The sequence below is a fragment of the Collimonas sp. genome, from assembly GCF_035566375.1.
GTDB lineage: Bacteria > Pseudomonadota > Gammaproteobacteria > Burkholderiales > Burkholderiaceae_D > Collimonas.
The window spans coordinates 1-12,919 of the sequence record NZ_DATMRK010000070.1 but is presented as its reverse complement, the minus strand read 5'-3'; the positions used below and the strand labels follow the sequence as shown (position 1 = coordinate 12,919).

General features: G+C 58.0%; 10 protein-coding genes. 6 read left to right on the top strand and 4 right to left on the bottom strand.

From position 1 onward, the window contains the following. Positions 1–153: 153 nt before the first annotated feature. The gene (locus tag VNZ60_RS21190) at positions 154–735 is read left to right on the top strand and encodes a hypothetical protein (protein ID WP_325662712.1); all 582 of its coding nucleotides are present in this window, start codon (positions 154–156) and stop codon (positions 733–735) included. A gap of 63 nt (positions 736–798) precedes the next feature. On the opposite strand, the gene recX is transcribed toward VNZ60_RS21190, so the two are convergent. Beyond that, positions 799–1,254: a recombination regulator RecX gene (gene recX / locus VNZ60_RS21185; RefSeq protein WP_325662710.1), complete on the bottom strand. Its 456-nt coding sequence runs from the start codon at positions 1,252–1,254 to the stop codon at positions 799–801. A 129-nt stretch (positions 1,255–1,383) separates the two neighbouring features. Continuing rightward, the gene (gene recA, locus VNZ60_RS21180) at positions 1,384–2,490 is read right to left on the bottom strand and encodes a recombinase RecA (RefSeq protein ID WP_325662708.1); all 1,107 of its coding nucleotides are present in this window, start codon (positions 2,488–2,490) and stop codon (positions 1,384–1,386) included. Positions 2,491–2,995: 505 nt separating this feature from the next. Between recA and ggt the strand changes: the two genes are divergently transcribed. The 4 genes from ggt (at position 2,996) to gcvA (ending at position 8,325) form a co-directional block, all read left to right on the top strand. Beyond that, complete coding sequence (ggt, locus tag VNZ60_RS21175) at positions 2,996–4,657, top strand: gamma-glutamyltransferase (protein ID WP_325662761.1); 1,662 nt, start codon at positions 2,996–2,998, stop codon at positions 4,655–4,657. A gap of 152 nt (positions 4,658–4,809) precedes the next feature. Then, complete coding sequence (locus VNZ60_RS21170; RefSeq protein WP_325662707.1) at positions 4,810–5,892, top strand: DUF1338 domain-containing protein; 1,083 nt, start codon at positions 4,810–4,812, stop codon at positions 5,890–5,892. A 7-nt stretch (positions 5,893–5,899) separates the two neighbouring features. After that, complete coding sequence (locus VNZ60_RS21165; RefSeq protein ID WP_325662705.1) at positions 5,900–7,318, top strand: FAD-binding oxidoreductase; 1,419 nt, start codon at positions 5,900–5,902, stop codon at positions 7,316–7,318. Positions 7,319–7,440: 122 nt separating this feature from the next. After that, positions 7,441–8,325 (top strand): transcriptional regulator GcvA, encoded by an 885-nt coding sequence (gcvA, locus tag VNZ60_RS21160; protein WP_325662703.1) that lies wholly within the window; start codon positions 7,441–7,443, stop codon positions 8,323–8,325. Between the two features lie 16 nt (positions 8,326–8,341). On the opposite strand, the gene VNZ60_RS21155 is transcribed toward gcvA, so the two are convergent. Continuing rightward, positions 8,342–9,913, bottom strand: a complete 1,572-nt coding sequence (locus tag VNZ60_RS21155) for a tetratricopeptide repeat protein (protein ID WP_325662701.1) — start codon at positions 9,911–9,913, stop codon at positions 8,342–8,344. Between the two features lie 229 nt (positions 9,914–10,142). Between VNZ60_RS21155 and amaB the strand changes: the two genes are divergently transcribed. Beyond that, positions 10,143–11,672 carry an L-piperidine-6-carboxylate dehydrogenase gene (amaB, locus tag VNZ60_RS21150; protein ID WP_325662698.1) on the top strand — a complete coding sequence of 510 codons (1,530 nt, stop codon included), beginning with the start codon at positions 10,143–10,145 and terminating at the stop codon, positions 11,670–11,672. 73 nt (positions 11,673–11,745) lie between these two features. Here amaB and VNZ60_RS21145 read toward each other — a convergent pair whose 3' ends face one another. After that, the gene (locus VNZ60_RS21145) at positions 11,746–12,600 is read right to left on the bottom strand and encodes an SDR family NAD(P)-dependent oxidoreductase (RefSeq protein ID WP_325662696.1); all 855 of its coding nucleotides are present in this window, start codon (positions 12,598–12,600) and stop codon (positions 11,746–11,748) included. Positions 12,601–12,919 lie beyond the last annotated feature (319 nt).

The following is a 12,919-nucleotide window of genomic DNA, read 5'->3' as shown; positions in this document are numbered from 1 at the left end:
AGTATTTTTGGTATTAACAACAGGCAAAATTCAAAACTATTTTACAAACCGTTACGACACATTTCCAATTTGAAATATACCCAAAATCGCTATTCTTCTGAATATAATGAGCCCTGCTCGCAGCTTTTCTGAGGGTAGTCGATGGCCAACAATATGACATCAATCTCCAATTTACTTACCGATACCTCGATTCACGATGCAGGCATCTTGGATATACCTTTCATATTCGATCTTGTAGTACGAGGCAGCCTGGATGGTTCATTTACAGATTCATTCCTAACCTCGACTGGTCATATAGCGATATTTCTCTCACTGCTTGCGTCAGTACGTTTTTTTTCAAAGCTGCAATTTTTGGGGCCACGAAATAGAAAACACGGCAAGGACATGGACCGTGAGCTTTTGGTATTTACTCATCAAGGTGAGCCAATAGGTTTTCTACAGATCAAGACAGCTCAAGAGGAAGATGGAAGCATTGTCAAACTAATAGATAAATGCGCTATCAAATATGAGCTACGAGGACAGGGTCACGGGACAAACATGATCAATTTGTTTGTCGCAATGCAACCTGCAAATACCAAACTTTTAGCGTATTGCAATAAATATGCGCAATCCATGCAACATATTTTTAGATATATGCATTTCCGTCGAACAACCGTCGGCAAGGGACTCAATCTGTACACATTGGGAAATTTCGAACAAGAACAACTTGATGCAATCGCCGTAAACACTCGTTGATCACAGCAGATAGCTCCTGCGTCTGGAAACCCGCTGCTGTCGATGCCGAAACCGTCAGTATGACTACTCGTCGCTCTCTTCATCACCTCTGACTGCAGCCTGTATCGCCCGATGAGAAAACCCCCGTTGCAGTAAAAACCGCATTTGCTTGGCGCGCTCGGCAGCGTCTGCCGCAGGCTGCTTGAATTTCTTGCGCCAGACTTCGCGCGCGCGGGCAATTTCGCCGCTGGCCAGATCGGCCTTGATATCTACCAGGGCTTCAGCATCGATGCCGTGGCTTTGCAGTTCAGAGAGGATACGGCTGTTGCCGTAGCGATGGGCGCGCCGATGAATCAGGGATTCGGAAAAACGCGCCTGGGACAGGAGTTTTGCTGCTTCCAGCTTATCCAGCAAGGCTTCGATGTCGTCACCTTCCTGCGCATAACGCGCCAGCTTGCGCGCCAGTTCCAGGCGGCTGTGTTCGCGTGCTGACAAATAACGCAGCGCCCTGGCTTTGAGGCTGATTTGCAGTTTTGCCATGGCGGTTTCCTGTAGTCCAAATAGGTGTCTGAAACAAAAACGCCTTTCAACAATCCATTTTACGGATATGCATGAAAGGCGTTTGCCGGACCGGGCCGGCTGCGCAGCGCGCTGTTACCAGGGTGGATATTAAACCGGCTCTTCCGCCTTGGCAGCAGCCTTGCTTGCCTTGGCAGCGGCTTTTTCAGCCTTGTCACCGCCGTCCGATTTGATCGCACCGAGTTCAGGCACGCCCAGCGAGGCACGTACCTTGTTTTCAATTTCACGCGCCAGTTCCGGCCGTTCTTTCAAATAAGTACGGGCGTTGTCCTTGCCCTGGCCGATGCGTTCGCCGTTATAGCTGTACCAGGCGCCGGACTTCTCAACGATCTTGGCGTCGGAACCGAGATCGAGGATTTCACCTTCACGTGATGTGCCTTCGCCATACAAGATATCGAAATGCGCTTCCTTGAACGGCGGCGCAATCTTGTTCTTGACGACCTTGACCTTGGTTTCATTGCCAATCACTTCGTCACCCGATTTGATCGAGCCGGTACGGCGGATATCCAGACGCACCGAAGCGTAGAACTTCAGGGCGTTACCGCCGGTGGTGGTTTCCGGATTACCGAACATGACGCCGATCTTCATGCGGATCTGATTAATGAAGATCACCAGCGTGTTGGTGCGGTTGATGCTGCCGGTCAGCTTGCGCAGTGCTTGCGACATCAGACGGGCTTGCAGGCCTGGCAGGGAATCGCCCATGTCGCCTTCGATTTCAGCACGCGGGGTCAACGCTGCAACCGAGTCGATCACAATCAGGTCAACGCCGCCGGAGCGCACCAGCGCATCGGTGATTTCGAGCGCCTGTTCGCCGGTATCCGGTTGCGAGATCAGCAGCTCGGACAGATTGATGCCCAGTTTCTGGGCATAACCGACATCCAGCGCATGCTCTGCATCGATGAACGCGCAGGTGCCGCCCAGCTTTTGCATTTCAGCGATGGTTTGCAGCGTCAGCGTGGTTTTGCCTGACGATTCCGGACCGTAGATTTCAACTACGCGGCCGCGTGGCAAGCCACCGACGCCTAGCGCGATATCCAGGCCGAGCGAGCCGGTCGAGACCACTTGCACTTCTTCGACCACGGCGCCGTCGTCCATCCGCATGACCGAACCCTTGCCGAATTGCTTTTCGATCTGCGCCAAGGCCGCGGCAAGGGCCTTGCTTTTATCCGGATTGGCTGCGGATTTTTTATCGTCCATGATTGCTCTTTCGACAAAAGTGGTGAGGTATTTGAGACTTCAGGTAAGCACTGTATAAAAAAACAGTGATTTATGCAAGCACTGTCGCATTTTTCTGAAAACGTAGAGCGTATTGTATGTGCAGAAATCGCTGGCCGGGATGCAAACCATTCAAAATCTGACCGGCGAGAGCACGCTTTAGGTGCGAACTTACGGGAACCGGCTTGAATGCATCGGGCGCAATTTATGCTTAATGCGCATATCGTTATCCGGCAAAGTAAAAAACATGCCGGACGCGCAAGAGGATGCAATAATTGTCGCGCAAATTATCCGCGCCAACAGCCGGTCCGCTGTTAGCTTATGCGTCATATTTCGAGGAAGGGGCAAGCGCTTTGCCCACTAATAAAAGGGAGAAGGTATGCGTATTACATATTGGTTGAAACCATTGGCGGCGTCGGCGCTGCTGCTGGGCTTGCTGGGCAGCGTGCAGGCGGCGTCCGCCCCTGCGGTGGAAGCAAAGAATGGCATGGTGGTGACTTCCCAGCATCTGGCTTCGCAGGTTGGGGTCGACATCCTGAAGATGGGCGGCAACGCCATCGATGCGGCGGTGGCGGTAGGTTATGCGCAAGCGGTGGTGAACCCTTGCTGCGGCAATATCGGCGGTGGCGGTTTCATGACCATCCACCTGGCTGACGGCCGCGATACCTTCATCAATTTCCGCGAAACGGCTCCTGCCGCAGCCAGCGCCAATATGTATCTGGACTCCGCCGGAAAAGTCATCAACAACGCCAGCCTGTATGGCTATCTGGCGGCAGGCGTGCCGGGCACCGTGCTGGGACTCGACACCGCGCAACGCAAATACGGCAAGCTGACCCGCGCCCAGGTAATGCAGCCGGCGATCAAGCTGGCGCGCGACGGTTATATCCTGAACCGTGGCGATACCGACATCCTCGACACCACCATCGCCCAATTCAAAAAAGACCCCGAAGCTGCGCGCCTGTTCCTGCGCCGCGACGGCACGCCATTGCAGCCGGGCGACCGTCTGGTGCAGAAGGATCTGGCGAAGACGCTGGAAGCCATCTCGCGCAACGGTCCCGATGCTTTCTATAAAGGCGCGATTCCGGCAGCAGTGGAAAGTGCCTCGAAAGCCGGCGGCGGCATCCTCACCGCAGCCGATTTCGCCAGCTACAAAGTGAGCGAAAGCGCGCCGCTGTCGTGCAACTACCGCGGCTACGTGTTCGTCTCCGCACCGCCGCCTAGCTCTGGCGGCGCCACCATGTGCCAGATCCTCAACATTCTTGAGGGCTACGACATGAAAGCGCTCGGCTTCCACTCTGCCTCCGCAGTGCATTACATGACCGAAGCCATGCGTCACTCGTATATGGACCGCAACACCTTTCTCGGCGATCCGGCATTTGTCAAAAATCCGCTGGAGCGTCTGCTGAGCAAAGAGTACGCCGCCTCGATACGCGAAAAAATCAGCGCTGACAAAGCCACGCCGTCGAAAGAAGTACAGCCGGGCATGGCGCCGCATGAAAAGCCTGAAACCACCCATTACTCGATCGTCGACAAGGACGGCAATGCGGTTTCCACCACCTACACCATCAACGGCCGCTTCGGCGCCGTGGTGATTGCTCCCGGCACCGGTTTCTTCCTCAACGATGAAATGGATGACTTTACCGTCAAGGCCGGCGTGCAAAACCTATTCGGCCTGGTGCAAGGCGCCACCAATTCGATCGCACCGGGCAAGCGCCCACTGTCGTCGATGGCGCCGACCCTGGTCACCAAGGATGGCAAGACCTATATGGTGCTGGGTTCCCCAGGCGGTTCGCGGATCATTAGCATCACCCTGGAAACCGCCCTCAACGTGATCGACTACGGCATGGCGCCGCAAGAAGCGGTGGATGCGCCCCGCATCCATCATCAATGGCTGCCGGACGAGGTGTATTACGAAACCCGCGGCCTGTCGCCGGACACGCTGAAAATCCTGGACGGCATGGGCTACAAGATGAAAGAGCAAACCCCTTGGGGCGCGGCTGAACTGATCATGATCGGCCTGCCAGGCGCCGCCGGCGTTGCCGGCGCCAGCTCAGGCAATGATGCCAGCGTATCGGGCACTGTCCGTCCCGGCCTGTATTACGGTGCAAACGATGTCCGTCGTCCTGCCGGCGCTGCTATCGGTTACTAAAATTGCCGGCTTGATCCGAAAACGGGTGCTTTGCACCCGTTTTTTTTCGCCTGATCATGAGAAAAACGCATTGAACCATCAGTATTAATCGTTTTATCCCGCCTCGATTCAAATCTACACTGCGCTTATCGTCCCCTCTCTTGAGCGCGCATATGCCCACTACCAACCTGCCCAACCTGCCCAACCTGCCCAACCTGCAATTCATGCTGGCGTCACTCTTAGGCGCCGAGCACGCCAACCAGTTGTCCGATCTGCTGCAAATCCCCGCCAGCACTTTGCGGCCACGCGCCGACACGGTTTCCCGCATCGAAATAGCGCAGGCGCTGAACATGTTGCTGTTCGAAAAACTGCTGAAGGCCGTCCCGCAGGGTAACGACTATGTACAAGACTCGGTGCGCGCCGGTAACAAGATCCGCTTCGATCACGGCGCTTTGCGCACCGTGCTTGGCATCAGCACCGGCGCCTTGCCGCCCGGCGAGGCGGCCTTCACCCGGATTCTGCGGCCGCTGGGTTATCAGGTGAACGGTATCTATCCCTTAGAACGGATCAGCATGACCGGCCGCGCTTACGCACATCAAGACGACCCTGAGGAAATCGCCCAATTTTTCTTGAGCGAACTGCACCCGCACCACTTCTCCAACGAGTTCCAGGCCACCGTCAACAAGGTCCTGTCGACCTCGCAAGATCCGATAGATGCGCACTCGGCGCAGCTGCTGCAGCAACTCGAGCGCGACAAAACCTTGCCGCTGACCGATGCGTTGGCGCTGCTGCCTGTATTGCTGTCGTGTTTCGACCGTCAGCATGCGCTGCCCAGCATCGCCGAATACCAGACTCTGCTGGCGGAATCGGCCGAAATGGCCTGGATTTCGACCGAAGGCAACGCCTTCAACCACGCCACCGATCGGGTTCCCAATGTGGAACAGGTGGCCGATGCGCAACGCGCACTAGGCCGCGCCATCAAGGAAAAAATCGAGGTTTCCAGGAACGGCCGGGTGCGGCAAACCGCGTTCCGCGCCAGCACCGTCACGCGCCCGATGCGCGATGCAGACGGCGCTTTGGTCGAGATGCAGGTGCCAGGCTCATTCTACGAATTCATTTCACGCGACCGTTATCTGGATCAGGAAACCCAAAGCGAAAAGCTCGACCTGACTTTCGACAGCGGCAACGCCCAGGGCATTTTCAAGATGACCGCGTCGGCTGCTGCGTCGTCCTCGTCCTCGCCTTCCTCCTGCTGATAGCGACATGAGCGATATAAGCATCCCCCTGAAACACATCAGCGACCTGCTCGGCCCGCAAGGTTGTCTGATCGCGCCGGATCAACGCCAGCCCTACGAAAAAGGCGCGCGCTACGGCGACGGCCAAAGCCTTTGCATCGCCCGCCCGGCCAATATCGAAGAGGCGGCCGAGCTGATGCGCCTGTGCGCCAGCGAAAAAATCCGCATCGTTGCACAAGGGGCGAATACCGGCCTGGTGGGCGCGGCGTCGCCGGATCGTTCCGGCCACGATGTAGTACTCAGCATGGAACGCATCAAGGGCGTCATCGACATCGATCCGGTCGACCGGGTAGTGCAAGCCTATGCCGGCACCCGCCTGTCCGATCTGAACCAGGCGCTCAAGCAGCATGAGCTGCAGTTCCCGATCGACCTCGCGGCCGATCCCTCGCTAGGCGGCATGCTGGCTGCCAACACCGGCGGCGCACGCCTGATCCGCTACGGCGACGTACGGCATAACGTGCTGGGGCTGGAAGCGCTGCTGATCGATCCACCCGGCCAGCGTCTGGATCTGACCAACCGCCTCAGGAAAAACAATACCGGGCCGGACTGGAAACAATGCTTCATCGGCAGCGGCGGCGCTTACGGCGTCATCACCCAGGCAGTATTGCAGGTGCACCCGCTACCGCAGCAAACCGCGACGGCGCTGGTGGCGCCGGCGTCGCTGCAAGCCGCCGCCTTGCTGTTGCGCGACCTCGAGCGCAATTTCTCGGATTTCCTGAGCGCGTTTGAAGGCATCTCGCAAAATGCCATGCAGTCCGTATTGCAGCATATTCCCTCGATACAAGCGCCGTTCGAGCCGCTGCCGCCCTACACTTTCCTGATCGAACTGAGCAGCGCCCGGCCGCGCAGCGCTGACTTCGATCTGGAGAAACTGTTCGGCGCCTGGCTCGAAGCCTGTTTCGGCGATCTGATCCTGGATGCAGTGATCGACAAACCGGAAGTCTTGTGGCGCATCCGCCACGCCATCACCGACAGCGTGCGCCAGGAAGGCAAAGTGATCGCCTTCGACATCGCCGTACCGCGCTCGAAACTGGCGCTGTTCCGCGATGAGGCAGTAGCGCTGCTGGAACGCAGTTACCCCGGCGTCAAGGTATTCGATTTCGGCCATTGGGGCGATGGCGGCCTGCATTTCAACCTGGTTCTGCCGCAGCAGCTGGTAGCGGACTTCCCGCCGCAGCGGATCCACGCCCTGCGCCAGGAAATCTACGATCTGGCGGTGCATAAATATCACGGCAGTTTCAGCGCCGAGCATGGCGTCGGCCCGTTCAACCAGCAATTCTATGAACGCTACACGGTTCCCGAATCACAGGCGCTGGCGGCCAGGATGCAAAGCGTTTTCGATCCGGCCCAACTGCTGGGTCTGACGCGCTTCGGGTCGGCGTCGTAGCGCTTATGCCTGACTCTCTGCGCAGGCAGCTTGAAGTTGACGCTAAAGGTAGCGCTGAAAAGCGGCCGCGCGTTTGGTATAGTGCCTGCTCGGCAGCACCTACCTATTCGGCACCAAGAAAAATGCGCAGATTCATCCCCTCCACCTCCTGCCTGATCGCGTTCGACACGGCAGCGCGGCACCTATCGTTTACCAAAGCCGCCAACGAACTGCACATGACCCAGGGCGCAGTCAGCCGCCAGGCGGCGATTCTGGAAGATTATCTGGGCGTCAAGCTGTTCGAACGCATCAACCGCCGCCTGATCCTGACCGCGGCCGGGGCCGAATATGCGGCCCAGGTTGCCGTCATCCTCAAAGAAATCGAGATGGCGACGTTTCAGGTGATGGCGCACAAGAACTCCGGCGGCGTACTCAATCTGGCAACCTTGCCGACTTTCGGCGTCAAATGGCTGATCCCGCGCCTGGCCAAATTCACCGCCGCCCATCCCGACGTCATCCTCAACCTGAGCACCGAGGTGCTGCCCTTCGATTTCAACAGCCGCGCAGTGGATGCCGCGATCCATTTCGGCGAGCCGAACTGGCCCGGCGCGGTCATGGTGCGGCTGATGGGCGAAGAAGTGCTGCCGGTCTGCAGCCCGGAGCTGGGCCGCAAAATCAAGCGCATCGAAGATTTGCCGGAAATGACGTTATTGCAACACACTACCCGGCCGCAAGCCTGGCAGGACTGGTTTAACCACGTCGGCGTCGCCTGCCCGGACGCCCTTTCCGGTCCGCGCTTTGAACAACTGTCGATGGTGATCCAGGCCGCCGCCGCCGGCCTCGGCGTGGCGCTGATGCCGAAATTCCTGGTAGAAACCGAAATCGCCCTCGGCCAGTTGCACGTGCCCTTCCCGTTCGCCGTCAAAAGCCCGCAATCCTATTACCTGACCTATCCTGAGAAAAACGCCAGCAAAGCCGCCGTGATCAAATTCCAGGAATGGCTGCTGAGTGAGTTGGCTGAAAGCTGAGCCCTCCAACCCGGTGCTATAGAAGCAACAAGAGTTCCTCTTTGACGCGCTGAATCACCGGCGCCCAGCAATGCAACCCTGTCTGGCGGAACAACCGTAGCGTCGGATACCAACTGCATTGCTCGCCGGCGAGCCCCCAGCGCCATTCCGGCGCGGCTGGCAGCAGCCCCCAAACAGGCTTGCCCAGCGCCCCGGCCAGATGCAGCGGCGATGAGTCGATGGAGATCACCAGATCCAGCCCCTCAATCATGGCTGAAGAATCGGCAAAATCCTGCCATTGACCGGAATAGTCGTGCGCCTTGAGACCTGAACGCCCCACTAGTTCTCCGTTCATCTGGTTCTTCTGCAGAATGAACCATTCAATGCCCTCTAGTTCCGCCAGCGGCGCGAATTCTTGCGGCGGTATGAAGCGGTCGAGCCCGCTAAAGTTATGCGGAATGCTGTACCAGCACAGTCCAACCTTAAGACGTGCGGGATGCTTTTGCAGTTGCATCGCCCAGTGCGTCTTCAGCGCGGCAGGCGAGCGCAGGTAGCCGTCGCGATACGCGGGAATATGTCCCTGGGCTGCTCCCAGGTAGGCGGGCAATAAATAGTCGAATACCCAATAGTCGAATTCGTGCCAACGCTCAAGCTGCCAATCCGGCGCCACTTCATCGGCCCCGTCCATCCCTTGCAACAGGCGCAGCAGCTCCGGACGGCAAGCAAACGTGACATGGGCGCCGGCCGCCTTCAGATCGCGCACAAATCGCGCCATCATCAGATTGTCTCCGATGCCGGCGTAGTAGGCGACCAGGATGCGCTTGCCATCCAGCGGCTGGCCGCGCCATTGTTTATCCAGGTAAGGAACCACGCCCGGATAATTGGCCCGCAAGTGCGTGTCGTTAGCCAGCGCTTCCAGGCGCCGCCAGCCGGCGCGGTGATCGCCGCAAAGCAACAGCAGATCAGCGAAGGGGCCGATCACATCGACCCTTGCCGGAGCGTGCTCGACAGCGCGCGCCAACATGCCAAGCGCGGCGTCGAAGCGGCCCTGCATATATAAGGCCTTGCCCATTGTAAGCAGGGTCTCGACATCCGCCGGGTCGCCGGCAAGCATCTGCTTAGCGGCAGCTATTGCACCGGCGTAATCGGAGAGAAAGCGGCAGCGGATACTCAGCGAGGATCTTAAATCGGCGTTTGTTATTGCCTGTGCGGCATGAAACCGCATCAGCTCTGGCTGCAGCTTGAAGAGATATATCTGGGCCAGCGCTTCATGCGCCCGCGAATTGTCCGGTTCGCAGCGCAATGCAGCGTGAAAACTGTCGATTGCGCCTGGCGTATCCGATAAATGATTGATCTGGATGATGCCCTTTTGTATCCACAGCAGAGGCATGCCCGGGTTCGCGCCCAACCAGCTGTCACAAGCCTGCAAGGCTTGCTCCGGGCGCCCGTTCTGCGCCAGGAAATTAGTGAGGCCAATTGCGTACTGCTGATTGCCAGGATCATGCTCAAGCGCTGCTTCCCATAGCGCTAACGCTTCATCGAAACGCCCCTGCTGACTCGCTTCCTGCGCTTGCCCGCTAAGCCAGGATGCCTGGGACGCATTTTCCATGTTATTTCCTTTTCGGATATCGGGATCTTTGCCAATTTTACATGCTGGCTCATAATAGACGCATCCCTGCAGGCTCCATGATCAAAGGTAATGATGTCCTGATATTTTTTGATTTTAAGTTTCACCGACTTATTCCTTATACTCGACTCCAAATCCGTTAAGAACCTGCCGTAAACCAACGGCCGACACGATCAGACGCAGCAGCGTCGGTACGACATCAGAGGACACCATGACGCAAATCTCCACAATCTCGACCATCTTCACTGAGCTCGGCTTCGATTTTTCCGCCCATGCCGGCAACGATCTCCATTCGCGCTCGCCGCGTGACGGCGCTCCGATCGCCTCACTGCGCGCGCACACCGTGCAAGAAGCCGAAAGCGCCATCAAGAACGCCCAGCAAGCCTACGAAAAATGGCGCGTGGCGCCAGCGCCGGTACGCGGCGAGCTGGTACGTATCCTGGGCGAAGTGCTGCGCGAATATCGCGAACCGCTGGGCAAGCTGGTGACGCTGGAATCCGGCAAGATCTTGTCTGAAGGCATCGGTGAAGTACAGGAAATGATCGACATCTGCGATTTCGCCGTCGGTCTCTCGCGTCAGCTGTACGGCCTTACCATCGCTTCCGAACGCCCAGGCCATCGGATGATGGAAACCTGGCATCCGCTGGGTGTCTGCGGTGTCATCACCGCCTTCAATTTCCCAGTCGCGGTATGGGCCTGGAATGCCGCGCTGGCGCTGGTCTGCGGCAACGCCGTAATCTGGAAACCATCGGAAAAAACCCCGGTTGTCGCGCTCGCGGTGCATGCCCTGTTTGAAAAAGCCGCAGCGCGTTTTTCGGCGCAACGTCCGGATCTGCTGCCGGCTAATCTGTGCCAGGTATTGCTGGGCCGCGCCGAGATCGGCGCCGCGCTTTCCGCCTCGCCATTGGTGCCGCTGGTCAGCGCCACCGGCAGCGTGCGCATGGGGCGCAAGGTTGCCACCACGGTAGCCGAGCGCCTGGGCCGCAGCTTGCTGGAACTGGGAGGCAACAACGGCATGATCGTCACCCCTAGCGCTGACTTGAGCCTGGCTTTGCGCGCCATTACTTTCTCGGCGGTCGGCACTGCCGGCCAGCGCTGCACCAGCTTGCGCCGGCTGTTTGTCCACAGCAGCATTTATGACGATGTGGTGAGTCGCATCGAACGCATCTACGCCAGCGTCAAGGTCGGCGATCCGCTGGATGGCGGCACACTGGTCGGTCCGCTGGTCGACCAGGCTGCATTCGAAGCCATGCAGGCGGCGCTGGTCCAAGCCAAGGCCGAAGGCGGTGTGGTGACAGGCGGCGAGCGTTTGCCGGTAGGCGATGCGGCCCAGGCATTCTACGTGCGGCCGGCGCTGGTGCGCATGCCGCAGCAAAGCGACATCGTGCATCACGAAACCTTCGCGCCGATCCTGTATGTGCTGCGCTACGATAATTTCGAGGATGCAGTACGCCTCAACAACGCCGTGCCGCAAGGCTTGTCTTCGGCCATCTTCACCAACGACGTGCGCGAAGCGGAGGCGTTCATGTCCGCCAGCGGCAGCGATTGCGGCCTGGCCAACGTCAACATCGGCACCAGCGGCGCTGAAATCGGCGGCGCTTTCGGCGGCGAGAAGGAAACTGGCGGCGGCCGCGAATCCGGTTCCGATGCGTGGAAGACTTACATGCGCCGTGCGACTAACACTATCAACTACAGCCGCACCCTGCCGCTGGCGCAGGGCGTCAAGTTTGATATCGACTAAGCATTAATACCGAAGCGTAAAATCAGGGCGGATGAGCTAATGCTGATCCGCCCTTCTGTTTGCTGGACAATCTTCAAATCCTCAATAAAGTCGGCGCCCGCTGTTCCAATATGTCCTCCATGCGGATCTTGATAGCCTGCTTCATTTCCGGATGCGTCAGGATATAAAAACGCTCCGCAGCAATCGCATCAAACACTTCGTCAGCTACCTGTGCCACTGGAATGCCGTTCTGCACGGCCTGCAATATCGACATGCCGACTTTCAGTGTCACCGCATCGACCGCCGATTTTTCGCCAGCCGCGCCGCCATTGCTTGCAGCACCCCGATTGCGCTCCGAATGGCCGACTCCGGTCTTGACCCAGCCCGGACACAACACCGACACCTTGATCCGTGACTGCCGTAGTGCGAGATCGTGATGCAAGCCTTCTGACACCGTCACCACCGCATGTTTGCTGGCGTTGTAACTGGCCAGGCTAGGCTGCGAGGTCAAGCCGGCCATGGAAGCGGTGTTGACGATATGGCCGTCTTCGCCATGCTGCAACATGGTGGGGATGAAGGCGCGCAAGGCGTGCGTGACGCCGTAAAAATTGACGCCCATGACCCAGTCCCAATCCGCTTGCGTGGTTTCCCAGGCTGGCTTGGCAACGGCAACGCCAGCGTTATTCACCAGCAAATGCACGTTGCCGTATCTGGCAAACGCCTGTTCTGCCAGCGCATTGATCTGCTCCTCCTTGGCGACATCGGTAGGCACGCCGATCACTTCGACGCCATTGGCCTTGAACTCGGCCACCGTAACTTCCAGCTTGGCCGCATTGATATCGGCCAGCACCAGCTTCATTCCCTCCGCCGCAGCCCGCGCCGCAATGCCCTTGCCGATGCCCTCCGCCGCGCCAGTGATGACGGCAACCTTGCCTTGCAAATTTTTCATATGGTTTCCTTTTCAGTGCGCTTAACAAACGCAGCTAACTGGGGTCAGAGTGAACTTTCTGCGCGCCTTTTGCAGAAACTTCACTCTGACCCCACTTAGCGGGCCACGGAGCAGCTGCCTCTACATTAAAAAGAACAAAACCACGCAGTGCGCTCTATCTTTCTCCGAATCCGTCATGTGGGGTCAGATACCGTCTTGAATAGCAAGCCCGTTGGTTAAATAATTTGGATCGAAGGGCTTGCCAGTACGGACCACCCCGTAAATAAGATGCGTCATTTTGTGCATGACGGCCCCGATGACCGCTTTTTTCGCCATGCCG